Origin of the sequence: Brevundimonas sp. BAL450 (assembly GCF_015767455.1) — a bacterium.
Classification (GTDB): domain Bacteria; phylum Pseudomonadota; class Alphaproteobacteria; order Caulobacterales; family Caulobacteraceae; genus Brevundimonas; species Brevundimonas abyssalis.
The window spans coordinates 77,402-101,103 of sequence record NZ_JADWOW010000041.1; the positions used below are offsets into that span (position 1 = coordinate 77,402).

Here is a 23,702-nt window from a genome sequence, read left to right on the forward strand (position 1 = left end):
TGAGGACCCTTATGAACCTTCGCACCCTGGCCATCGTCGGCGTCATCATGATGGCTGTTCTGGCCGCCTACGCCATGGTCGGCCCGTCCGGCCCCGGAACCGCCGGCAAGGCAGGCGCGGGCTCGCGTCCAGCCGAAATCACCTATTCGGAGCTTCTCGCCCGCATCCAGGCAGGCGACATCGCCTCGGCGACCCTGAAGGGCGACACCATTCGCGGGGTCTATGAGGACGAAACCGCCTTTACGGCCACTATCCCCTATCCCAGCGAAAGCGTGGTCGAGCGGCTCGAGGCGGCCGAGGTCCCCATCGATTTCGAGACCACCCGCTCGCCGTGGTGGATGAGCATGCTGGGTCTGGTCCTGCCCGTGCTGCTGCTGATCGGCTTCTGGTTCTGGATGATGAACCGCATGCAGGGCGGGGCGCGCGGCGCCATGGGCTTCGGAAAGTCCAAGGCCAAGCTGCTGACCGAGCACAAGGGCCGCAAGACCTTTGACGATGTGGCGGGCGTGGATGAGGCCAAGGAAGAGCTGCAGGAGGTCGTCGACTTCCTCAAGGATCCGGGCAAATTTCAGAAACTGGGCGGCAAAATCCCAAAGGGCGCTCTGCTGGTGGGCCCTCCGGGCACCGGCAAGACCCTGCTGGCCCGCGCCGTGGCCGGGGAGGCGGGCGTGCCGTTCTTCTCCATCTCCGGTTCGGACTTCGTCGAGATGTTCGTGGGCGTCGGCGCCAGTCGCGTGCGCGACATGTTCGAACAGGCCAAGAAGAACGCTCCCTGCATCATCTTCATCGACGAGATCGACGCCGTCGGCCGTCATCGCGGCGCCGGACTTGGCGGCGGCAATGACGAGCGCGAGCAGACCCTGAACCAGCTGCTCGTGGAGATGGACGGCTTCGAATCCAATGAGGGCATCATCCTGATCGCGGCCACCAACCGGCCCGACGTGCTGGACCCCGCCCTGCTGCGTCCCGGCCGCTTCGACCGCCAGGTGGTGGTGCCGAATCCCGACGTGAACGGCCGCGAGAAGATCCTGCGTGTGCACATGAAGGACGTGCCCCTGGGCGCCGACGTCAATGTAAAGACCATCGCGCGCGGCACGCCCGGCTTCTCGGGCGCCGACCTGGCCAATCTGGTCAATGAGGCGGCCCTGACGGCGGCCCGCAAGGACCGTCGCATGGTCACCCACCGCGACTTCGAGGACGCCAAGGACAAGGTCATGATGGGCGCCGAGCGCAAGTCCATGGCCATGAACGAGGAAGAGAAGAAGCTGACCGCCTATCACGAGGCCGGCCACGCCATCGTCGCCATGAACGTCAAGATGGCCGACCCGGTGCACAAGGCCACCATCGTGCCCCGCGGCCGCGCGCTCGGCATGGTCATGCAGCTGCCCGAGGGCGACCGCTACTCGATGAAGTACCGCCAGATGGTGGACCGCATCGCCATCATGGCCGGCGGCCGCGTGGCTGAGGAGCTGATCTTCGGTAAGGACAACATCACTTCGGGCGCCTCGTCCGACATCGAACAGGCCTCGAAGCTGGCCCGCGCCATGGTCACCCGCTGGGGCTTCTCCGAGAAGCTGGGCACCGTGGCTTACGGCGAGAACCAGGAAGAGGTGTTCCTGGGCCACTCCGTCGCCCGCAGTCAGAACGTGTCCGAGGAGACCGCCCGTCTCATCGACGAGGAGGTCAAGCGCCTGGTCACCGAGGGCTGGGACGACGCCCGTCGCATCCTGACAGAAAAGGCCGAGGACCACGAAAAGCTGTCCCAGGCCCTGCTGGAGTACGAGACCCTCTCGGGCGACGAGATCAAGGACCTGCTGGAGAAGGGCCTGGCTCCCAACCGCGACGAGAACAACTTCCCCAACGCCGGCCCCTCCGTCGCCGTCCCGGTGACCCCCGTCTCGGACGGCGTCGAGGTCGAGCAGGCCACGGTGCACTGAGGTGTAAACGTCCTTCCCATCGGCGATGGCCGACTGGGAAGGACAGACCTCGCCAGCGGTAGGGCTGGGGAGCGGTGCAGAGCGGTCTATTCGGAACCGTCGCCCCGCAGTTGCGCCACCGCCGCGATCAGCCGCTCGAGATCCGCGGGCGTCGACAGCCGGTGATCGCCGTCGTGGATCAGGTCCAGCCGGACGTCCGGCCCTTCGATCCGCTCGGCCAGGGTCAGGGCGTGACGCCACGGCACCGGCTCGTCCTGCTTGCCCTGGAGGATGTGCACCGGCGCATTCAACCGGATGGGCCCGTCCAGCAGCAGCCAGTTCCGCGCCTCCTCGAACATGGCGCGGGTCAGCACATAGGGACCGAGGCCCTCGTCGGGCATCTCGGCCTCGCCGTCGCGCAGGATCGCCTGACGAATATGGTCGGGCAGGGACGGCCACATCAGCCGCTCGGTGAAATCCGGCGCCGGGGCGGTCAGCACCAGCCCCGCCAGCTTTTCAGGCCGCGCCAGGGCCGCCAGCAGCGCCACCCAGCCGCCCATGGACGAGCCCACCGGCAATACCGGCCCCTCGATGGAATCGATCATGGCTATGGCGTCCTCGCGCCAGCGGCCGACCGTCGCCGCCTTCCAGTCGCCGGACGAGGCGCCGTGGGCGAAATGGTCATAGCGCACACAGGCCCAGCCCCGCTCGCGCGCCGCCTGGTCCAGCGCCACGGCCTTTGTGCCCTCCATGTCGGAACGAAAACCGCCCACCCACAGCACTGTCGGCCCTGTCCCGTCGACGTGCCGGAAAGCGATCCGCTCGCCGTCCGGGCGGTGCAGATTGTCGTGGCTCATGGGTTCTCCGCAGGCTTGAAAGGCTTGTCCCGCTTGATTCTGCGGGGGTTCGAGGTCATATATCCGGCGCGGAGGGAACGCGACCACGCGGTCGTGCGCTCACCCGTGCATCTATTGACCACATAAGGAAACGACGCCCATTCGCCGTCCCATGCAAGCGCCGCCCGTGAAAGACGGGCCCCGTATGAACCAGGACATCCGCGCCCCGCGGGTGCTGCTGATCGACCAGAGCGGTGAGAAACAGGGCGTCATGCCGACGTCTTCCGCCATGGAGGCCGCCGAGGAGGCGGGCCTGGATCTGGTGGAGATCGTGCCGAACGCTGATCCCCCCGTCTGCAAGATCATGGACTACGGCAAATTCCGTTTCCAGGAACAGAAGAAGAAAGCCGAGGCGCGCAAGCGCCAGAAGGTCGTCGAGCTCAAGGAAATCAAGCTTCGGCCCAACATCGACACCCACGACTATGAGGTGAAGACCAAGGCCATGCATCGCTTCTTCGGTGAAGGCGACAAGGTCAAGGTGACCCTGCGCTTCCGCGGCCGCGAGATGGCCCACCCCGAGCTCGGCATGAAGCTGCTGCAAAAGGTGCAGGAGGACTTCGACGAGATCGCCAAGGTGGAGTACGCCCCCCGTATGGAGGGCCGCCAGATGATCATGATCCTGGCGCCCCGCTGATCCGGCCCCACAAGACATCCAGACGCCCCGGTTCACGCCGGGGCGTTTTTGTTTGCGCCTATTCGCAGAACTCCTCGTCCTCGGGGATGCGGTTGAAGGCGATCTTGGCGCCCACATAGTCGGGCAGGTTCGCGCGCGGGCCGATGCTGACCGTGTCCTTGCCGAAGCGGGTGTTGAGCTGGTCCAGGGCCTTGGACAGGCGCAGCGACCGGGCCTGGCCGCCCCCATCCGGCGACCAGCCGAACAGGTCAGGCGTGAAGGCGTCCAGCGGCTTGAGGTCATGCACCGCCACCCCGACGTAGTTCGGCGCGCGCCGTCGCGTGTCCGCCTCCACCTCGCGCCACAGACCGTCCAGCATCTTCAGAAGAATGAAGCTGTCGCAGGTGGGTGCGAAGGCGCAACTGACCGAGGCCGCGCCGCGCCGGCGCGCCGTGGCGGCCGGGCCGTCCGGCATGTCCACAATCAGGGTGAGGGCGGCGCCGGTCAGCTTCATCCGCCGCAGCCGCGCACCGCTTTTGACGGTCAGCCGCCGCGCCACCGCCCGGGCGCCGTCCGACGTCCGCATGGCCTGGGCCAGGACGTGGCTGTGGCTGATGGAGGCGCGGGGCCGGTCGGGCGGCTCCATGCTGTCCAGGCCGTGCAGGCCGCGCCACAGTCGCTCGCCCTCTATGCTGTTCCAGATGCGCCGCGCCTGGGCCGGGGTCAGGGCCCACAGCCCCGCCGTGTCGGTGATCCCCGCCGCCTCCAGCCGCGCCAGCATGCGCCGCCCGATGCCCGGGTACCGGTCCAGCGGCAGGTCCAGAAGCGGGCCCGGCAGCCGGTCCGCCCGCAGCACCGTCAGGCCGGCTGGTTTCTTCATGCCGCACGCCGTCTTGGCCAGGAATCGGCTGGGCGCCAGGCCCACGGACGAGCGCAGACATTCGCCCACCTGTTCCAGAACACCCGCCTGAATCCGCCTGGCCAGCGCTGTGGCGTTCGCCTCCAGACGCTGCGGCCCGGCCAGTTCGCAGGCCGCCTCGTCGATGGAGCACACTTTCCAGATGGGCAGATGGCGATCGACCTCGGCCATGATCGCCTTGTGCACGGTGACATAGACGTCCGGCCGGGCCTCGACCACGTGCAGGCCCGGGCACATGAGTCGGGCTTCAGACACCCGTGTCCCGGTCCGAATCCCGAAGGCCTTGGCCTCATAGCTGGCGGCGATGGCGCAGGTGTGCTCGCTGGGGGCCGGCCGCACGATTATCGGCCGCCCGCGCAGTTCGGGTCGAAGCTGCTGTTCGACGCTGGCGAAGTAGCTGTTCAGGTCGATGAACAGCCAGCGCAATCCCGCGCCATCCTCCCATGCTTCGCGGCCTTCATCCATTCTCGGAACATAGCATGAACATAAAGTCGGGCGCGAGGGCGCGCGCACTCCCGCTCAGGGGATCGATTCTGTCGAAGCCGGCTGTCCAGAGGATTGGAAGTTTCCAGTGAGACGTCGCCCGTATCCGGCTTCCTGATCTGATGCCGCTTGCCTCCTTGGCGGTCCGGGTTAGTCTGTATCGATTGTTTGGGGGCATTCATGAAATCTGTTCTGGTCGCGGCCGTCATGGCTGTTTGCGCCTGCTTGGCGGCGCAGGATGTGGTCGCTCAGGAAGCGACGCCTTCGTCGGGTCCGGCGCTTGAGATCTATGGCCGCATGCCGGCGCTGGAGTCGGTTCGTCTTTCACCCGACGGAACCCGGTTGGCGCACATAGCCGTCGTGGGGGAAGATCGCAGTCTGATCATCCACGACCTCGCCGACATGAGTCTGATCGGCGGCGTCCGGGCAGGCGACACAAAGGTGCGCGATCTGGACTGGATCGGAAACGAGCGGGTGCTGATCACCACCACGGCGACCCAGTCCGGCGCCGCGCTCGGCATACGACGGCAGGAACTGTCGGACGGACAGATCTATGATATTTCCACCCGGAGGGTGCGCAATCTGCTGGACGGCCTTGACGGCTTCTTCCCCAAGCTGACGGACGCCGTGGCCATTCGCGGTTCCGGCGAGGACGCCGTGGTCTACACGCGCGTGCTGCCGCTTCAGCCTCCGGCCCGTTCCTACCTTTACCGGATTGATCCCTCCAACGGCCGAGGTCAGCGCGTCGAAACGGGCGAGCCGGATATGGGCGGCTACGTCCTCAACGCTGCGGGCGAAGCCGTGGCGCGCACCCGCTATCAGGTGCGTACGTCCACCTGGAGCCTTCACACCAAGCGAAATGGCTTCTGGCGAACGGTCTGGCAGACCGACGCTCCCATCGACACGCCGTCCCTGCTGGGGCTGGGACGCAGCGAGGACGCCGTACTGGTCTATGGCCAGCCCGAGGATGGTGAGGCGGGCTACTATGAGATCGGCATCGAGGACGGCGTATGGTCGCCTTTGTCCTTTGATTTCGAGCCGGACTTCATCATCCGTCATCCGATCACGCGGTTGGTGGCCGGCGCCGGGGTGAACACCGACCAAGGCGCGGACTATGTTTTTCTGGATCAGCGGATGGGCGCCATCTGGCGCGCTGTCCGCAATGCCTATCCGGGTCTCGTCATCAGACTTGAGTCCTGGTCAGAGGATCTGAACAACGTCGTCATCCACACCACCGGCGGCGGCGATTCCGGGACCTATCACCTGATCGATCTGGAGGCGGGTTCCGCCCAGGTGATCGGATATGCCTACCCGGACCTGAACGCAGATCTGGTGGGCGAGATGCGCGCCATCCGCTACGCCGCCGGTGACGGCATGGAGATTCCCGGATACCTGACTCTCCCGCCGGGCGTCACTGAGCCCCGCGACCTGCCGTTGGTGGTGCTGCCTCACGGCGGGCCTGCGGCGCGGGACACGATGGGCTTCGACTGGTGGGCGCAGGGGCTGGCGTCGCGAGGCTACGCGGTGCTGCAGCCGAATTTCCGCGGCTCCGCCGGACTTGGCGACGAACACCTCGAGGCGGGCTATGGGGAGTGGGGCCTCAAGATGCAGACGGACCTGTCTGACGGCGTGCGTTACCTGGCCGCCGAGGGCATCATCGATCCGCAGCGCGTGTGCATCGTGGGCGCCAGCTACGGCGGGTACGCCGCCCTGGCGGGTCCCACGCTCGACCCGGGCGTTTATCGCTGTGCAGTGTCTGTGGCAGGCGTCTCTGATCTGAGAACCATGGTCCAGTGGTCAGCGGCCCAGGCCGGTCGTCGCGACAGCCCGGTGGTGCGTTACTGGAACCGCTTCATGGGTGCTGAACGTCTTGGCGACCGCTCCCTGGATGACCGCTCGCCGGCCTTCCGGGCGGCCGAGGCCGATGCGCCGATCCTGCTGTTGCACGGATGGGATGACACGGTCGTCCCCTATGACCAGAGCCGCATCATGGCGGAGGCCCTTGAACGGGCCGGGCGGCCCTACGAACTGGTGCGCCTGGACGGCGAGGATCACTGGCTGTCACGCGAAGCGACCCGTCAGCGCATGCTCAACGAGACGGTGCGGTTTCTGGAGACGCACAACCCGCCACGCTAGAGGCAGAGTGCGCCCGCGCCCTTGCCATTCCGGGCGCCATGACGTATGAGCCCCGCCTTCGCGTACCGGACCGCCGGGCGAACAGGCATGCCTGGGCGGTTCTCAACGGTCTGTCGTTTTTATGGGCTCCAGCAGCCCATGGATGGCAGCCCACTCAAAATAGAGAGAGTGAAAATGCCGAAACTGAAGACGAAGTCGGGCGCCAAGAAGCGCTTCAAACTGACGGCGACGGGCAAGGTCAAAGCAGGCGTGGCAGGCAAGCGCCACCGTCTGATCAGCCACAACTCGAAGTACATCCGCCAGAACCGCGGCACCAAGGTCATGGCCGACGCGGACGCCAAGAAGATCAAGTCCTACATGCCCTACGCCTGATCGGCGTCGGCACGAACCCTCGATCTCCAACCGCATCAGTTTGAAACCACAAGCCCCTCATGCAGTGAGCCGCCGCGCGGCGAATGGTAGGGGCTTCCCGAAGGAAATATTAGAATGGCTCGCGTCAAAAGGGGCGTAACGTCCCACGCCAAGCACAAGAAGGTCCTGAAGCAGGCCAAGGGCTTCTACGGCCGCCGCAAGAATACGATCCGCACGGCCAAGGCCGCCGTGGATCGCGCCGGTCAGTACGCCTACCGCGACCGTCGCACCAAGAAGCGCTCGTTCCGCGCCCTGTGGATCCAGCGCATCAACGCCGCGGCCCGCGCCGAAGGCTTCACCTACTCGCAGTTCATGCACGGACTGGGCAAGGCGGGCATCGAGCTGGACCGCAAGGTTCTGGCCGCCATCGCCGCCGACGAAGCCGGCTTCAAGGCCGTGGCGGAAAAGGTTCGCGCCGCCCTGGCCTGACGCCAGTGCGCCGCACGGAGACTATCGACGCCCGCTCGCAACCCGAGCGGGCGTTGTCCGTTGGATCGAAGCACCTTGAAAGGAGCTTCCAATGTCCATCGCCCGCGTCACCGAAGTCACTGCATCCTCGTCCGTCAGTTTCGAGGACGCCATCAAGAAGGCCGTCGCCCGCGCCGACCAGACCCTCAAGAACGTCGAAGGGGCCTGGGTCCAGGAACAGAAGGTCGTGGTCAGGAACGGCGAAGTGACCGAATATCGCGTCAATCTGAAGATCACTTTCGTGCTTGAGGACTGAGCCGTCTTCGGGCCGCCCCTTCAGGCGGCCTGTCTGACCTGGCCTCCCACCGCCCGGCGGATAGCGTTCAGCAACACGTCCGGCTGGATGGGCTTTTGCACCACGCCGTTCATGCCGGCGGCCATATAGCCGACGGCGTCACGGTCATCCGCATTGGCCGTCAGGGCGAGGATGGGCAGGGTCGCTCGAGCATCCCCCATGGCCCGGATGGCGCGGGTGGCGGAAACGCCGTCCATAACCGGCATCTTGATGTCCATCAGGATCAGGTCATAGGCGACTGTCCGCGCGGCCTCGACCGCCTCCGCGCCGTTGGCGACCGCGTCATGGGTGCAGCCGAACATCTCCAGTAGCTTGCCCGCAAGGAAACGGTTGGCGGTGTTATCGTCCGCGACCAGCACATGCAGGGTTTCATGCGAGGTTGGTTCGGCGATGGCCAGGCGTGCGTTCTGGTCCTCCGCTGTCGCCCTGGTGAGCTTCAGGTCGAAACGGAACCGCGCGCCGCCCAGAGGCGAAGTCTCGGCGAGGATGCGTCCGTCCATGCGCTCGACGATCTGACGACAGATGGCCAGGCCCAGGCCGGCGCCGGCGCCCGGCCGGTTCGCATCGCCGGTGTTGAAGGGTTGAAACACCGTCTCCAGCCGATCAGGCGGCACACCGGGGCCGCTATCGTCGACCTGGGCTGAAAGGACCACCTTGTCGCCGTCGCGCCGCGTGGTGATCCGGGCCTCCACACGGCCATGAGGGGTGAACTTGATCGCGTTGCCGATCAGGTTGTTCAGCAGTTGCTTCAGCCGCGTCTCGTCCGCCTCGACCCATTCCGCCCCGTCGGCCTCACAGGCGACGGTCAAGGCCAGGCCCTTCTCTTCGGCCCGCGCCCGCCACAAGGCCTCAAGGTCATCGGCCAGGTTCGTGAGCCGTACTGGCCCTGGCTCGAGGCCAAGCATGCCCGCCTCGGCGCGGGACATGTCCAGGGCGTCGGTGAGCAGGCGAAGAAGACTGTTTCCCGAATCCAGAATGGTGCGCAGGTGCGGACGCAGCGATTCCTGTTCCAATTGGCGCTCCATCAGGGCGGCCACACCGAGCACGCCGTTCAGGGGCGTGCGGATTTCGTGGCTCATGACGGCCAGGAACTCCGATTTGGCGCGGCTGGAGGCGCGCGCTTCAGCTTCGGCCTTGGCCAGGTCGTGGGCGAGGGCGGCCATTTCGTCGGCCCGGCGCCGCGCCAGGGTTCCGGCCGCCTGAAGCACCTGAACCCCCGAGCCCACGCCCAGGTAGCGTCCCCGATCCGTCACGATGAAACCGGCCAACAGCCCGCTGAGGCCGGTGGCGTCCACGGTGCGGAACAGGTCTTCGGCCTCGGTGTCGCCCTCCAGGATGAGCGGTGAGGCGTCCATCAGGGCTGATATGGGCCGACGGGCGTAGAGCGCGCGACCGAATTCAGCCGCCATCTTCAGGGTGAAGGCGTTGCGCTCCACCAAGCCCAGGGGGCGAAGATCGGCGTCCACAACTGCTATGGCCAGGGTGTTCGGCTCATTCTGAAACCGGTCGAACACGACCGAGCCGCTGACGTCCGGCCCCACCGGGGCGGCGCTCACCACGAAATCCCTGATCCGGGCCATCACCCTACTCCTACTTCCGGGAGAGGGCTTAGGCGGCGAGCGATTAATGACAGCTTTGCCGTTTTAGAAGATTTTGCAACATCTTCATGCAGTTACTTCCGCTCCCGGAGCATTTTTCGAGCCGGCCTGCGATGACGCTCGCGGAAATGCCCGCGGGCCGTGGGTCATGGGGTTTCCGGCCGCGTCCTCAAAGGCTAGAGGGTCGCGGTCATGACCGACCTGAACCAATTGGAACTGGACCTGATCAACGCCATCGGCGCAGCCGAGAGCGTGGCGGGTCTCGAGGACATCCGCGTCGCCGCCCTGGGCAAATCCGGCTCCATCTCCGGCTTGCTCAAAGGCCTGGGCGCCATGAGCCCCGACGAGCGGCGCGAGCAGGGGCCGCTGATCAACGGCCTGCGCGACCGCGTGGGCGCCGCCATCACCGCCAGGAAGGCCGAGCTGGAGGCCGCCGAGCTGGATGCACGCCTTCTGGCCGAGCGCATTGATCTGACGTTGCCATCCCGTCCGCGCCGCAAGGGCGGTGTGCACCCTACCATGCAGGCCATGGACGAGATCATCGCCATCTTCGCCGAGATGGGCTTCGCGGTGGCCGAAGGTCCCGACATCGAGGACGATTTCCACAACTTCACCGCCCTGAACTTCCCGCCCAAGCATCCGGCGCGGGAGCTGCACGACACCTTCTTCCTCAAGGCTGATCCGGAAACGGGAGAGCGCAAGGTGCTGCGTACGCACACCAGCCCGGTTCAGGTGCGAACCATGATGAGTGAAAAGCCGCCCATCCGCATCATCGCCCCGGGCCGCACCTTCCGGAAAGACTCCGACGCCACCCACACCCCCATGTTTCATCAGGTGGAGGGGCTGGTGATCGACCGGGCTATCCACATGGGCCACCTGAAGTGGACGCTGGAAACCTTCGTGGCGCGCTATTTCGAGCTTCAGGGTGTCCATGCCCGGTTCCGTCCACACCACTTCCCGTTCACCGAGCCGTCGGCGGAAATGGACATCCGCTGCGACCGTTCAGGCGGTTCGCTGAAGCTGAACGAGGGCGACGACTGGATGGAGATCCTGGGCTGCGGGATGGTGCATCCCAATGTCCTGCGGAATTGCGGCCTCGATCCCGACGAGTGGCAGGGCTTCGCCTTCGGCATGGGCGTCGATCGCCTCGCCATGCTGAAGTACGGCATCACCGACCTGCGCCCCATGTTCGAGGCCGACAGCCGGTGGCTGTCCCACTATGGCTTCTCGCCCTTCGCAACGCCAAACCCCGCCTCGGGCCTGAGCTGACTCCAGGACACGACATGACCGACAAGACTGACACCCCGACCATGAGCGCCGAAGAAGCTGCGGGCCGCGCCCTTGTCGCGCGCAAGACCTTCGAGGGGGAGGCCGTCTGGCTGCCCATGCTGGCGGTTCAGCACTGGAACGCGGGCGAGATGGTGGTGGACGGCAAGACCTTCACAGACTGCCTGATCGAAGGCCCGGCCGTCATGGCCGTGATGACCGGCACCCAGTTCGACAGCTGTCACATGGGTGTCGCCGAGAATCCCCGCACGCTTCTGCTCAAGCCGGTTGGGGAAAAGATCGCCGGGGTCGTCGGCATGTCGAACTGTCGCTTCGTTCGCTGCCGTTTCGCCCAGGTGGGCTTCACGGGGACGTCCGAAATGCTGGAAGGCATGGAGCGCGACCTGTTGAGCGCCCGGAAGGAATCCGAGGCGAAAGGAGCCAAGGCGTGAAATTCACCCTCTCCTGGCTGAAGGAGCATCTGGAGACTGACGCCTCCCTCGGCGCCGTGGCCGACGCCATGACCATGGCGGGGCTGGAGGTGGAGGATGTCCTGGATTCCGCCGCCGCCCTGGCGCCGTTCAGCGTTGCCCGTATCGTTTCAGCGGAGCGTCACCCCAACGCCGACCGGCTGCAGGTCTGCCAGGTCGAGACCGTCGACGGGGTCAAGGAGATCGTCTGCGGCGCGCCCAATGCGCGGGCGGGCCTGGTGACCATCTATGCGCCCATCGGCGCTTACGTGCCCGGTCTGGACATGACCCTGGTGGAGAAGCCGGTGCGCGGCGTGGTCTCCAACGGCATGTTGTGTTCCGCCGCCGAACTGGAGCAGGCAGACGATAGCGACGGCATTCTGGACCTGCCCGAACACTGGGCCGTGGGCACGCCCGCCGCCGAGGTCTTCGCGGCCGAGCCGGTGATCGATTTCGAGGTGACCCCGAACCGCCCTGACTGGCTGGGTGTGTCCGGCATCGCCCGCGACTTGGCCGCCACCGGCATCGGCCGCTTCATTGACCGGACGCCGGAGCCTGTGAAGGGCGCCTTCCCATGCCCCGTTTCGATCCGCCTTGAGGCGCCCGAGCTGTGCCCCGTCTTCGCCGGCCGCGTGATCCGGGGCGTCAAGAACGGCCCGTCGCCCCAGTGGCTGCAGGATCGGCTCAAGGCCATCGGCCTGCGCCCGATCAACGCTCTGGTGGATGTCACCAACCTGATCTCCTACGACCGGGCGCGGCCGCTGCACGTCTATGATGTGGCCAAGCTGTCGGGCGATGTGATCGTGGCCCGGCACGGCCAGGCGGCGAAGGACTCGGGTGAGCCCGAGCATCTGATCGCACTGGACGGCAAGACCTATGCGGCGTCGCACGGCATGTGCGTCATCGCCGACGCGGGCGGCGAACGCCCCATCGGCCTGGGCGGCGTCATGGGCGGGGAGTCCACCGGCTGCGACGAGGCCACCACCGACGTCTTCATCGAAAGCGCCTGGTTTGATCCGCTCGTGACGGCCCAGACCGGTCGGACGCTGACCATCAGCTCTGACGCCCAGTACCGCTTCGCGCGCGGTGTGGACCCGGCCTTCGTGGTTCCGGGGCTGGAGCTGGCCACCGCCCTGATCCTGGACATGTGTGGCGGCGAGGCTTCGGACATCACCGTGGCGGGTGAGGCCCCCGCCGGGCCCGCCGCCTTCGACTTCGATCCGGAGCAGGTCTGCCGCCTGTCGGGCCTGGCCATCGGCCGCGAGGGCGTGGTTGAGGTGCTGTGCCGACTGGGCTTCACCGTTGAGGGCCACGGCGTCACCGTGCGCGTCACGCCGCCCTCCTGGCGTCGTGACGTGGAAGGCCCCGCCGATCTGGTGGAGGAAGTGGCCCGCATCGTCGGCTATGACCAGCTGCCCACCACCCCTCTGCCCGAAGTAGCCCGGGCCGCCTCCGGCGTGCTGGACCCTCGCCAGAAGCGGGTGCGCGTCGCCCGTCGGGCGCTGGCCGCCATGGGCTATGCGGAGGCCCTGACCTGGTCCTTCACGCGCCGGGACAAGGCCGCCCTGTTCGGCGGTGGTGACGAGCGGCTGGTGTTGGAGAACCCCATCGCCTCGGACCTGGACTGCATGCGGCCCGCCGTCCTGCCCAACCTGATCGAGGCGGCGGCGCGCAACGCCGCGCGCGGCCATCCGGACGCGGCCCTGTTCGAGATCGGCCCGATCTATCTGGGCGACGGACCGAACGATCAGCGCACGGTGATCGCCGGCCTGATTGCGCCTCACGGCCCCCGCCACTGGTCCGGCGCCGGCGAGGACGCCCTGCTGGCGCTCAAGGGAGACCTTCTGGCCGTGCTGGAAGAACTGGGCGCGCCGGTGGCCTCCATGCAGCTGGTGCAAGGTCAGAACCCGGAGTGGTGGCACCCCGGCCGCTCGGCCCGCCTGCAGCTTGGCCCCAAGGCCGTGATCGCCCATTTCGGCGCCCTACACCCCCGGGTGCTCAAGGCGCTGGACGCCGACGGCCCCATGCTGGGCTTCGAGATCGTGCTGGACTCCATGCCCGAGCCGCGCGCCGCGAAGACGGCCGGCAAGTCGCGCGGTCCAGCGGACCTGCCGGCCCTGATGCCCCTGACCCGCGACTTCGCCTTCGTGGTGGACGAGGCCGTGGCGGCGGGCGATCTGATCCGGGCCGTGGCCGGCGCCGACAAGGCCCTTATCCAGGACGTGCGCGTGTTCGACGTCTATCGCGGCCAGGGCGTGGGTGAGGGGCGCAAGTCCGTGGCCATCGAGGTTGTCATCCAGCCCCGCGAAACGACCCTGACCGACAAGGACATCGACGCCCTGTCGGCCAAGGTGGTGGCGGCCGCAGGGAAGGCCGGGGCGACCCTGAGGAGTTGATGCGCTTCAGGCCAGAAGTGCACTAATTGCACCAATTGCACCGTGCACACGGCCTCGCCCCGAACGGCAGATCAGCCCCGCTCCATGGCGTTCAGGATGACGCGGGCCGCGTCGTCGGGCGCTAGGTCGTGGGTCAGGGCGCTGCGGAACTCTCCATCAGGCCCCATCAGATAGACGGTCAGGGTGTGGTTCATGGTGTAACCCGGGCCCTCGCCCACCTTCTCGAAGAAGACGCGATAGGCGCGGGCCGCCTGGGCCACCTGTTCCGGCGTCCCGGTCAGGCCGATGACGCCTTCGGGAAAGCTGCTGGTCTGAAGGTAGTCGCCCAGGAACTCTGGCGTGTCGCGCTCGGGGTCCACCGAGATGAAGACGATCTCCAGATCTTCGCCCCGCTCGCCCATGGCGGCGCGTGTGGCCTTCAACGACTGGAGCGTGGTGGGGCAGTAGTCCGGACAGTGGGTGAAGCCGAAGAAGACGGCGGTCCATTGGCCTTCGAGAATGGACTCGTCCACCGCCTGACCGGTTTGATCCACCAGTTGGAACGGCCCGCCCACCTCCGCCGTGCCTGTGGAGACCGCCTCTGACTGCTGGCGGCCGTTCACCGCCACGACTGTGACCACGGCCAGCGCGGCCGCGATGGCGATGCAGGCGCCGGCGAACAGAAGAATGGACTTGCGCGGCATGGGGGCTCCTGGCGAGACGAAGGCTTCGCCCCGGTCTATAGAGGGGGCGTGAACCAGTCCCAAGCCGACCTGTCGCCGCAGCCTGATCCGCCGGACGCCGCCGCCCTGCCGCGTCTGGTGCGCGGGCTGGAGCTGCGCACCCTGATCGTTCTGCGCTGGCTTGCCGTGGCGGGCCAGACTGTGGCGGTTCTGACCGCGTCTCTGGTTCTGGACCTGGGCCTGCCCATCGGCGCCTGCCTGGTGGTGATCCTGGCCAGCGCCCTGATGAACATGACCGCCATGGCGCGGCTCCAGACCATTGAGGGGCGCCGTTCCGCCGGGCGCGAAACCACGGTCCAGCTGGGCTTCGACATTGTGCAGCTGACGGTATTGCTGGGCCTGACTGGCGGGCTGGAGAATCCCTTCTGTCTGCTGCTCGTCGCGCCGGTGACGGTGGCGGCGGCGGCCCTGCCCGCTCGCAAGGCCATGATGCTGGGCGGGCTGGCCCTGCTTTGCACCATGGCCCTGTTTGTGTGGTCCATGCCATTGCCCTGGAGCGAGGGGACGACGCTGAGCCTGCCGCCCCTCTACAAGGTGGGCATGGGGCTGGCGGTGGGGGTGGGGGTGATCTTCACCGCCGGCTACGCCTGGCGCGTGGCCGAGGACGCCGACCGTCTGGCCCTGGCGCTGGCGGCGACCCAGCAGGTGCTGGAGCGCGAGCAGCGGCTGGCGGCCCTGGGCGGACTGGCCGCCGCCGCCGCCCATGAGCTGGGCACCCCGTTGGCCACCATTCAGGTCGTGGCCAAGGAGATGCTGCGCGCCGCCAACCGCAAAAGCGGGGACCCGGCCGTCGCCGAGGATGCTCGCCTGCTTATCCAGCAGGCCGACCGCTGCCGAGAAATCCTCAAGCGCCTGTCCCAGCGCCCCGAGGATGGGGACGCCATCTACGCCGAGCTGGGCCTGAAGGCTCTTCTGGAAGAGGTTGTCCAGCCGCACCGGGGCATCGATCTCGACATGGACTGCCGCATCGAGGGGGTGAATGAGACCGACGCGCCCCACGTGCGCCGTCTGCCCGAAATCGTCCACGGCCTGTCGGCCATCGTCGAGAACGCCGCCGATTTCGCGGCCGAGCGGGTCGAGATTGTCGCGCGCGTTGATGCACGCCACGTGGAGGTGATCGTCTCCGACGACGGCCCGGGCTTCGCGCCGGAAATTCTGGCCCGTCTGGGCGAGCCCTATGTGACCAGCCGGCCGCTGGGTCGGTCGCGAAAGGGCAAGAAGGCGGCCGGGGCGGGCGTGGGCGGCGGCATGGGGCTGGGCTTCTTCATCGCCCGCACCCTGCTGGAGCGCACCGGCGCGCGGGTGTCGGCCGGAACCGGAGAAACCGGCGGCGCCCGGGTCACGGTGCGCTGGCCCCGCGCGGCTCTGGAAGCTGATCCATCTTGACCTTGGCCGAACCGCATCCGACTTGAAGATCAGGGAGTATTTAGAACCATGGCCAGTCTGGAAGACCGCATCGCCGCCCTCGAGGACAAGTCCCTGCTGCTGCTGGACGACGATCAGGCGCTGAGAACGCGTCTGGGTCGGGCGCTGGAATCGCGCGGCTTTCAGGTCACGACCGCCAGCTCCATCGCCGAGGCGCAGGACGCCCTGCGCGCAGGCCTGCCGGCCTTCGCGGTGCTGGACATGCGGCTGGAGGACGGCAACGGCCTCAAGATCGTCGAGGCCATCCGCGCCCGCCGTGATGACGCCCGCATGGTCATGCTGACCGGCTACGGCGCCATCGCCACCGCCGTGGCGGCGGTCAAGGCCGGGGCCGTGGACTATCTCTCCAAGCCCGCCGACGCCGATGACGTGGTCAAGGCCCTGATGAGCGAGGAAGGCGACGCCCCCGAGCCGCCCGACAATCCCATGTCCGCCGACCGCGTGCGCTGGGAGCACATCCAGCGGGTCTATGAACTGTGCGACCACAATGTCTCGGAAACCGCTCGCCGCCTGGGCATGCACCGCCGCACGCTGCAGCGGATCCTGGCCAAGCGCGCGCCCCGGTAGGGCTACTCCCTCAGACTCCTCATCGCCCCCAGCCGCGCGAACGCCAGCGTCAGGGCCTTGCGCCGCGCTGGAGCAAGCATCTGGTTCGGCGCCTCGCGCACGACCGCCCCGCCGAAGCCGTCAGCGACGATCAGACCCGGCTCGTCGGGCAGGATTCCCTCGGGAAACTCCGGGGTCACAGCGAAATAGAAGGCGTCGCAGAAGGGCGCGTACTCATGCCATTTGCGGTCGACGCGGTAGTCCTCGACCCCCGACTTCACCTCGCAGATGGCGATCTCGCCGCGCGGGCCCAGCGCCATGACGTCGGCGCGACGGCCGTTGGGCAGACAGACCTCCAGAAGTGGCGCATATCCCATGTCCGCCATTAGCCGGGCGGCGCCGCGCGTGACTGATCGGGTGGTCTCGGGCCGACTGAAGACCAGCTCGATATGGACGGCGGCGGCAGGCATGCAGCCATATGTTCCGTATGTGTTCCGATCGTCAAGATTCAGCCGGGCGTGCTGATCACCTCGGAGGTGTCAAAGCCCAGGGCGCGAGCGCGGGACAGGGCTGCGCGGCGGACGTCGGCCGAGGGGTTTTCCCGCCGCGACCAGATCCAGAAGTGGCTCTTGTCCGGCAGGCCCATGATCGCCCAGCTATAGTCGGGCGCGCGGTGCCAGACCCAGTAACTCTGGCTGGCTAGGCCGCCGAAAGACAGCAGTCCCGCCAGAGACATGCGGAACTTGGCATTGGAATCCGTGACCCGTGCATTGGCGTTCAGGGTCTCGATCTCGCCATCCGACCGGCGCGTGCAGGTATGGACTACCCGGTAGCGGTCGGAGTCCCGAGCCGTGAAATCGACCGCCAGACGGGTGCAGTCGCGCTGAAACCGGTTGGGATTGCGCGCGATCTCGTACCAGCGGCCAGAGAACCTGTTCAGGTCCAGATCCGAGACCTGTGCCGAGGCGGGGGTGGAGACAGTGGCCATGGCCGCCATGCAAGCGCCGATCACGAGGCGTGTGGAACTCTTCATGCTCAAACTCCGTGCGGGCGTGATGGCTCAGATACGGTAGAAAGAGCGACAGGGTTGCGCGCCCTGATCAGCCGCGCAGTATCTGAACCAATTGAAACAACGCCAGCCCCACGATCAGAAGGCCAATCACCCAGGTGAGGCCGCGCATGGGCAGGATGCGGGTGATCCATCCGGCGAGAGGCGCGGCGACCACCCCGCCGGTCATCAGGCCCGCTACCGCCCAAATGTGCGTATCCATGCGCGGGGTCTCGATCCAGTGTCCGGTGAGCAGGGCCGTGACGAAGGCGATGGTGACGGTGACCGCGACGAAAAATTCGGCCGTGTTGGCGGTGCCCACGGCATAACGGGGCGGCACGCCGGATCCCACCAGGGTCGTGGTCACCGTGGGGCCCCAGCCGCCGCCGCCGATGGCGTCCAGGAATCCGCCCGCCAGTCCCAGCACGCCGCGGCGCCGGAACGGCCGCACCGGGGGCGGCGCGCCACGCCAGGCCCGCCACAGGATGAGCAGACCCATGAACAACAGCCATCCGATCACCCACGGCTTGATGGCCGCGCCGGGGATGGCGGTCACCAGGAACGTTCCCGCAACCCCCCCCACGGCGCCTGCCAGGGCCAGGCGCCACAGGATGTCTTTGTCCACATTGCGGTGCATGAGATGCGACAGTCCGGAGGCGGCGCCGGTCGCAATCTTGGATGCATGGATGCTGGCCGAGGCGGTAGCGGGAGGCACGCCCATGCTCAGGAGCACGGTCGCACTGATCACGCCGTAGGCCATGCCCAGGGCGCCATCGACCAGTTGGGCCAGAAAGCCCACGGCCGCGAACAGGAAGAACTCCTCCATGGGCTCTCCAATACAGCCGCGAGCGCCTCAGGCGCTCAGCCGGCCGGTCTCCCGCAGGGACGAGACGATGAGGTCGCAAGCCTCTTCAGGGCTCAGCATTGCGGTCCGGACATGGATATCCGCATTTTCCGGCGACTCATATGGGCTGTCGATGCCTGTGAAGTTCTTCAGTTCACCGCGCCGCGCCTTGGCGTAGAGGCCTTTGGGATCTCGCGCCTCGACTTCTTCCAGCGCGGTGTCCACGAACACCTCGATGAACTCGCCATCCGGCATCATCTCACGCGCCATGCGTCGTTCGGCCCGGAAGGGCGAGATGAAGGACACCAGAACGATCAGCCCCGCATGGGCCATCAGCCGCGCCACCTCCGCCACCCGGCGGATGTTCTCGACCCGGTCCGCCTCCGTGAAACCCAGGTCGCGGTTCAGGCCGTGGCGGACATTGTCGCCGTCCAGGATGTACGCGTGCCGCCCCTCGGCGTGCAGACGCTTCTCGACCAGATTGGCGATTGTCGACTTCCCCGAGCCGGACAGCCCCGTGAACCACACCACCGCCGGCTTCTGGCCCTTAGCGGCGGCCCTGGCCTCGCGGGTCACGTCCAGCGCCTGCCAGTGGATGTTGTGCGACCGGCGCAGCGCGAACCGGATCATGCCCGCGCCCACAGTGGCGTTGGTGATGCGGTCCATCAGTATGAAGCCCCCCAGACCCCGGTCGATCCCGTAGGGCTCGAAGGCCACCGGCTGGGTCAGGGACAGGTTGCAGACCGCGATCTCGTTCAGGCCCACGGTCTTGGCGGCGCTCTCCTGCAGGCTGTTCACGTCCACGCGGTGCTTGATCTCGGTGATCTGGGCGGAGACGGTGCGCGCGCCGATCTTCAGCCAGTAGGAGCGTCCGGCCAGCAGTTCGTCCTCACCCATCCACACGATGGTGGTCTCGAATTGGTCGGCGACCTCGCATGGCTGGTCCGCCGCCGCGATCACGTCCCCGCGCGAAATGTCCACTTCGTCCGTGAGGGTCAGGGTGACGGACTGGCCCGCCTGGGCGTCGTCCAGGTCCCCGTCCAGGGTGACGATGCGTGCGACGCGGCTGGTGCGGCCCGACGGTAGGATCCGCACGGGATCGCCGGGCTTCACCACGCCCGAAGCGATCTGGCCGGCGAAGCCGCGGAAGTTCAGGTCCGGTCGGTTTACCCACTGCACCGGCATGCGGAAGGGACGACGCGCCAGGCGTTCATCGTCCACCTCCACCGTCTCCAGATGGTCGATAAGGGAGGTGCCGTCGTACCAGGGCGTGTTCGTGCTGGCGGCCGTGATGTTGTCCCCCATCAGGCCCGAGATCGGAATGCACAGAACATCCTCGATCCCCAGTTCGGCGGCGAAAGCGCGGTAGTCGACGACGATTTTGTCGAACACATCGCGGGACCAGTCGACGAGATCCATCTTGTTGACCGCCAGCACCACGTGCCGGATGCCCAGCAGCGAGACCAGATAGCTGTGCCGCCGGGTCTGGGTCAGCACGCCCTTGCGCGCGTCGATCAGAACGATCGCAAGGTCTGCGGTCGAGGCGCCTGTGACCATGTTGCGGGTGTACTGCTCGTGGCCCGGAGTGTCGGCGACGATGAACTTCCGCTTCGCCGTGGAGAAGAAGCGGTAGGCCACATCGATAGTGATGCCCTGTTCGCGCTCTGCGGCCAGACCATCCACCAGCAGAGCGAAGTCCAGGGCGCCGCCCTGGGTGCCCACCTTTTTCGAATCCGCTTCAAGCGCCGCCATCTGGTCGTCGAAGACCATGCGGGAATCATAAAGCAGCCGGCCTATCAGGGTCGACTTTCCGTCGTCCACCGAGCCGCAGGTTATGAACCGCAGCAGGCCCTTGGATTCGTGATCCGCCAGGAAGGCGTCGATGTCCTCGGCCGCCAGCTCGGCGGGCCGGTATCCCGTGTCCCGGGCCATCAGAAGTAGCCCTCCTGCTTCTTTTTCTCCATGGAGGCGGCCTGATCGTGGTCGATGGCCCGCCCCTGACGTTCCGACGTGGTGGTCAACAGCATCTCCTGAACCACTTCAGCCAGGGTCGAGGCTTCGGAGCGGACCGCGCCCGTCAGGGGGTAGCAGCCCAGGGTGCGGAAGCGGACCTTGGCCATTTCCGGGGTCTCGCCGGGCCGTAGCGGCATGCGGTCGTCATCCACCATGATGAGAATGCCGTCGCGCTCCACAACGGGCCGCTCGGCGGCGAAATACAGCGGCACGATGGGGATGCCCTCGCGCATGATGTATTGCCAGACGTCCAGCTCGGTCCAGTTGGAGATTGGGAAAATCCGGATGGATTCTCCCCTGTTTACGCGCGTGTTGTAGAGGCTCCAGAGCTCCGGCCGCTGCGCCTTGGGGTCCCACCGGTGGTCTGCGGTGCGGAACGAGAACACCCGCTCCTTGGCCCGGCTCTTCTCCTCGTCGCGCCGGGCGCCGCCGAAGGCCGCGTTGAAGCCGTACTGGTCCAGGGCCATCTTCAGGCCCTCGGTCTTCCAGAGATCGGTGTGGAGGGTCGCGCCGTGGTCGAACGGGTTGATGCCTCGGGCCTCGGCCTCCGGATTCTTGAAGACCAGCAGGTCCATGCCGGACTCCGCCGCCATGCGGTTGCGCAATTCGTACATCGCCCGGAACTTCCAGGTCGTGTCTACATGCAGCAGGGGGAAGGGCGGGGGCGCCGGATAGAACGCCTTGCGCGCCAGATGCAGCATCACCGCGGAATCCTTGCCGACGGAATAGAGCATCACCGGCCGTTCGATTTCGGCCGCCACCTCGCGGATGATGTGGATGCTCTCGGCCTCCAGACGGTCCAGGTGGGTGAGGTGAGGGGATGACGGGCCGGTGGTCAGGGTCGCCTCCTGGCGAAATCGTATCGGCGGGGTTCACATACATATCGCCCGGACGGACGAACGGAACCGCGACTTAGCCCCGGAAGCCTCCGGATGCGGCTGATATTTTCTGTTCCTGGCCTATAGCGCAGCCACAAGGGACCGATTCAGCGACCGAAACCCGCCACAGCCTCCACGATCCGGTCCTGTGTCTCTTCGTCCAGCCAGGCGTGCATGGGCAGGCTGATGACGCGCTCCGCCTTGGCTTCGGTCACGGGCAGGCCGCCGGGACCGGTCGGATAATGAGCGTAAGCCGGCTGGCGGTGCATCGGGATCGGATAATAGACCGCCGTGGGCACGCCCTGCGTCTTCAGGTGTGCGGCTAGGCCGTCGCGGTTCTCATGTTCGATGGTGTACTGGGCCCAGACCGAGACGCCGCCTTCGATCACGCCAGGGACCGAGGCCACATGGGGCTCGAGCAGGCGATTGTAGCGTTCGGCGACGCGGTTTCGCCGTTCGATCTCATCCGCGAAGATGGCCAGCTTTTCGATCAGGATGGCCGCCTGGATAGTGTCCAGGCGCGAGTTCATCCCTACGCGCATGTTGAGGTACTTGGGATCGTGCTCGAAGGAGCGGCCCTCCAGATCACGCGCCACTGCCTTTCCATGCACACGCAGGGAATCCAGCAACTGGGCCAGGTCGTCATCGTTCGTCAGCACCGCACCGCCGTCGCCATAGCAACCCAGGGGTTTGGCCGGAAAAAAGCTGGTTGTGGCCACATCCGCCCACGAAACCGGATGCTTGTCGTTCAGGGTGCAGCCGAAACCCTGCGCGGTGTCTGCGATCAGCTTCAGTCCGTGCCTGTTGGCGATCTCCGCGATACGCGGATAGTCGGCAGGCTGGCCGAACAGGTCCACGGCGATCACCACCTTGGGCGTCAGCCTGCCTTCGGCCTTCACGGCCTTGATGGCGGCTTCAAGGTGGTCCGGGTTCATGTTGTAGGTGACGGGATCGATATCGACGAACACGGGGGTGGCGTCGAACCAGGGAATGATCTCGGCCGTGGCGGCGAAGGTGAAGGAGGGGCAGAAGACCGCATCACCCGGCCCGACCCCCCACGCCATCAGGGGCAGGGCCAGTGCGTCCGTGCCGTTGGCGCAGGATACGGCATGCCCGGCCTGGCCGAATTCGGCCATCTGCTGCTCGAAGGCGCGAACTTCGGGCCCCATGACATAGGCGCCGCCGGCGATGACGCGGAGCACGGCAGCGTCGATTCGCTCGGCGATCCGCGCTCGCTGGGCCTGAAGGTCGATGAAGGCGATGCTCATGGAAGGGTCCTGTTGTCCGTATCCGTCGGCTTCGTCATAAGGCCGTCGGCTCTCGGGCGTAAAGCGGTGCGATTGTCACCATTGGTGTCGGTTCTTAACGCTTGAGGCGAGGCCTCCGCCCCGCTTGCGCAACCTGCTGTCGCATAACGGCCACGGTTTCGACCTACCCGACCCAATCCTGCCCCTGTCGTATCGACCTGCTGAAACAAGGCTGTTATGAGGATTGCGGGGCGGCAGGACCGCCGAGGAAACTGCGGAGAGGGCTAGCACCCATGCGCTTCAAGAATTTTGTGATGGCCACGGGCGCCGCCGCTGCGCTCGCTTTTGCGGCGACCAGCGTGTCGGCTGAGCCGGATGGCTGGTATGTCGCCGGCGATATCGGCGGTCATTTCCTGGAAAACGACATCAACACCCGTTCGGACCTGGGTCCGGCGTGGAACTGGGAAGTCAACCAGAGCTGGGCCGCTTTCGCCCGTCTCGGCTACCGCCTGAATCCCAGCTGGCGTGTCGAAATGGAGCTCGGCTATCGTCCGGGCGACATCGGCCGCGTGCGTCGTCCCAGCGACATGGCGCCGTCGGGGCTGTGCAACTTCCAGCCGGCCACCGGGCCCTGCCATTCGCCTGAAGGCGACATCAACTCCCGGACCCTGTTCCTGAACGCCATCTACGATTTCGGCGACTCGGACTGGCGTGCTCGTCCCTTCCTGGGCCTGGGCGTCGGCGCCAACTGGGTTGAGACCGAGACCACCGGCTCGCTGCGCAACAACCGCACCGCCAGCCTGGCTGTCAGCGACGACAGCGTCGAGATGGCCTTCCAGGCTCTGGCCGGCGTGGCCTGGGCGATGGGTGAGCGCACCAATATCGACCTGACCTACCGTTACCTGACCGGCGGCACCAGCTGGGACAGCACGACGGTCGGCGCTCCGGCCCTGGGTACGTTCGACGGCGACTACGACTTCAGCCACACCCTGACCGTGGGTCTGCGTTATGCGTTCGGTCCGGTCGCGGCGCCTCCGCCGCCTCCCCCGCCGCCTGCTCAGCCGGCGCCGGCTGCCGAACAGTTCGTGGTCTACTTCGACTGGGATCGCTCG

22 protein-coding genes are annotated in these 23,702 nt (G+C 66.7%); 12 read left to right on the forward strand and 10 right to left on the reverse strand.

All coding sequences use genetic code 11. The features are described 5' to 3' along the window. Window positions 1-11: 11 nt before the first annotated feature. Entirely contained in the window at window positions 12-1,937 is a 1,926-nt protein-coding gene (ftsH, locus tag IWC96_RS04265; protein WP_021697745.1) for an ATP-dependent zinc metalloprotease FtsH, read from the forward strand. An 86-nt stretch (window positions 1,938-2,023) separates the two neighbouring features. Here ftsH and IWC96_RS04270 read toward each other — a convergent pair whose 3' ends face one another. Then, the gene (locus tag IWC96_RS04270; protein ID WP_021697746.1) at window positions 2,024-2,773 is read right to left on the reverse strand and encodes an alpha/beta fold hydrolase; all 750 of its coding nucleotides are present in this window, start codon (window positions 2,771-2,773) and stop codon (window positions 2,024-2,026) included. Between the two features lie 151 nt (window positions 2,774-2,924). Here IWC96_RS04270 and infC point away from each other — a divergent pair, with 151 nt between their 5' ends. Beyond that, window positions 2,925-3,446: a translation initiation factor IF-3 gene (gene infC / locus IWC96_RS04275; protein WP_045319145.1), complete on the forward strand. Its 522-nt coding sequence runs from the start codon at window positions 2,925-2,927 to the stop codon at window positions 3,444-3,446. A gap of 58 nt (window positions 3,447-3,504) precedes the next feature. On the opposite strand, the gene IWC96_RS04280 is transcribed toward infC, so the two are convergent. Continuing rightward, window positions 3,505-4,770 carry a type VI secretion protein ImpB gene (locus IWC96_RS04280; protein ID WP_231378846.1) on the reverse strand — a complete coding sequence of 422 codons (1,266 nt, stop codon included), beginning with the start codon at window positions 4,768-4,770 and terminating at the stop codon, window positions 3,505-3,507. Between the two features lie 237 nt (window positions 4,771-5,007). On the opposite strand from IWC96_RS04280, the gene IWC96_RS04285 reads away from it, so the two are divergent. The 4 genes from IWC96_RS04285 to IWC96_RS04300 all read left to right on the forward strand — a co-directional run bounded on the left by IWC96_RS04285 (window position 5,008) and on the right by IWC96_RS04300 (window position 8,098). Further along, complete coding sequence (locus IWC96_RS04285) at window positions 5,008-6,963, forward strand: S9 family peptidase (protein WP_231378847.1); 1,956 nt, start codon at window positions 5,008-5,010, stop codon at window positions 6,961-6,963. A gap of 174 nt (window positions 6,964-7,137) precedes the next feature. After that, complete coding sequence (rpmI, locus tag IWC96_RS04290) at window positions 7,138-7,335, forward strand: 50S ribosomal protein L35 (RefSeq protein WP_021697750.1); 198 nt, start codon at window positions 7,138-7,140, stop codon at window positions 7,333-7,335. A gap of 114 nt (window positions 7,336-7,449) precedes the next feature. Beyond that, entirely contained in the window at window positions 7,450-7,803 is a 354-nt protein-coding gene (rplT, locus tag IWC96_RS04295) for a 50S ribosomal protein L20 (protein ID WP_021697751.1), read from the forward strand. A 91-nt stretch (window positions 7,804-7,894) separates the two neighbouring features. Then, window positions 7,895-8,098, forward strand: coding sequence for a dodecin family protein (locus tag IWC96_RS04300; RefSeq protein WP_021697752.1), 204 nt, complete (start codon window positions 7,895-7,897; stop codon window positions 8,096-8,098). 20 nt (window positions 8,099-8,118) lie between these two features. On the opposite strand, the gene IWC96_RS04305 is transcribed toward IWC96_RS04300, so the two are convergent. Next, complete coding sequence (locus IWC96_RS04305; protein WP_196838406.1) at window positions 8,119-9,717, reverse strand: ATP-binding protein; 1,599 nt, start codon at window positions 9,715-9,717, stop codon at window positions 8,119-8,121. A gap of 210 nt (window positions 9,718-9,927) precedes the next feature. Here IWC96_RS04305 and pheS point away from each other — a divergent pair, with 210 nt between their 5' ends. Genes pheS through pheT form a run of 3 tightly spaced genes read left to right on the forward strand, consistent with a single transcriptional unit; the run spans window position 9,928 to window position 13,867 of the window. Then, complete coding sequence (gene pheS, locus IWC96_RS04310; protein ID WP_021697754.1) at window positions 9,928-11,004, forward strand: phenylalanine--tRNA ligase subunit alpha; 1,077 nt, start codon at window positions 9,928-9,930, stop codon at window positions 11,002-11,004. Window positions 11,005-11,018: 14 nt separating this feature from the next. Continuing rightward, on the forward strand, window positions 11,019-11,453 hold the full coding sequence (locus IWC96_RS04315) for a hypothetical protein (protein ID WP_021697755.1): 435 nt from the start codon (window positions 11,019-11,021) through the stop codon (window positions 11,451-11,453). After that, window positions 11,450-13,867 carry a phenylalanine--tRNA ligase subunit beta gene (gene pheT, locus IWC96_RS04320; protein WP_021697756.1) on the forward strand — a complete coding sequence of 806 codons (2,418 nt, stop codon included), beginning with the start codon at window positions 11,450-11,452 and terminating at the stop codon, window positions 13,865-13,867. The genes IWC96_RS04315 and pheT overlap by 4 nt, the downstream gene beginning before the upstream one ends. 71 nt (window positions 13,868-13,938) lie before the next feature. Here pheT and IWC96_RS04325 read toward each other — a convergent pair whose 3' ends face one another. After that, window positions 13,939-14,550, reverse strand: a complete 612-nt coding sequence (locus IWC96_RS04325) for an SCO family protein (protein WP_021697757.1) — start codon at window positions 14,548-14,550, stop codon at window positions 13,939-13,941. A 48-nt stretch (window positions 14,551-14,598) separates the two neighbouring features. Between IWC96_RS04325 and IWC96_RS04330 the strand changes: the two genes are divergently transcribed. Together IWC96_RS04330 and IWC96_RS04335 are read left to right on the forward strand one after the other, a co-directional pair. Then, window positions 14,599-15,975, forward strand: a complete 1,377-nt coding sequence (locus IWC96_RS04330) for an ActS/PrrB/RegB family redox-sensitive histidine kinase (RefSeq protein ID WP_021697758.1) — start codon at window positions 14,599-14,601, stop codon at window positions 15,973-15,975. Between the two features lie 48 nt (window positions 15,976-16,023). Then, window positions 16,024-16,581 (forward strand): ActR/PrrA/RegA family redox response regulator transcription factor, encoded by a 558-nt coding sequence (locus IWC96_RS04335; RefSeq protein ID WP_021697759.1) that lies wholly within the window; start codon window positions 16,024-16,026, stop codon window positions 16,579-16,581. Between the two features lie 2 nt (window positions 16,582-16,583). On the opposite strand, the gene mmcB is transcribed toward IWC96_RS04335, so the two are convergent. From mmcB to IWC96_RS04365, 6 genes are all read right to left on the reverse strand, one after another. After that, complete coding sequence (mmcB, locus tag IWC96_RS04340) at window positions 16,584-17,030, reverse strand: DNA repair putative endonuclease MmcB (protein WP_021697760.1); 447 nt, start codon at window positions 17,028-17,030, stop codon at window positions 16,584-16,586. Between the two features lie 38 nt (window positions 17,031-17,068). After that, window positions 17,069-17,593, reverse strand: a complete 525-nt coding sequence (locus tag IWC96_RS04345) for a lipocalin family protein (RefSeq protein WP_021697761.1) — start codon at window positions 17,591-17,593, stop codon at window positions 17,069-17,071. Window positions 17,594-17,660: 67 nt separating this feature from the next. Further along, window positions 17,661-18,434: a sulfite exporter TauE/SafE family protein gene (locus IWC96_RS04350; RefSeq protein ID WP_021697762.1), complete on the reverse strand. Its 774-nt coding sequence runs from the start codon at window positions 18,432-18,434 to the stop codon at window positions 17,661-17,663. 27 nt (window positions 18,435-18,461) lie between these two features. Then, window positions 18,462-20,384, reverse strand: a complete 1,923-nt coding sequence (cysN, locus tag IWC96_RS04355; protein ID WP_196838407.1) for a sulfate adenylyltransferase subunit CysN — start codon at window positions 20,382-20,384, stop codon at window positions 18,462-18,464. After that, complete coding sequence (gene cysD, locus IWC96_RS04360; protein ID WP_196838412.1) at window positions 20,384-21,328, reverse strand: sulfate adenylyltransferase subunit CysD; 945 nt, start codon at window positions 21,326-21,328, stop codon at window positions 20,384-20,386. Before cysD ends, cysN begins: the two co-directional genes overlap by 1 nt. A gap of 122 nt (window positions 21,329-21,450) precedes the next feature. After that, complete coding sequence (locus tag IWC96_RS04365; protein WP_021697765.1) at window positions 21,451-22,611, reverse strand: DegT/DnrJ/EryC1/StrS aminotransferase family protein; 1,161 nt, start codon at window positions 22,609-22,611, stop codon at window positions 21,451-21,453. Window positions 22,612-22,883: 272 nt separating this feature from the next. Between IWC96_RS04365 and IWC96_RS04370 the strand changes: the two genes are divergently transcribed. Next, window positions 22,884-23,702, forward strand: an 819-nt coding sequence (locus IWC96_RS04370; protein ID WP_196838408.1) for an outer membrane protein, incomplete at its 3' end; no start/stop codon positions are given.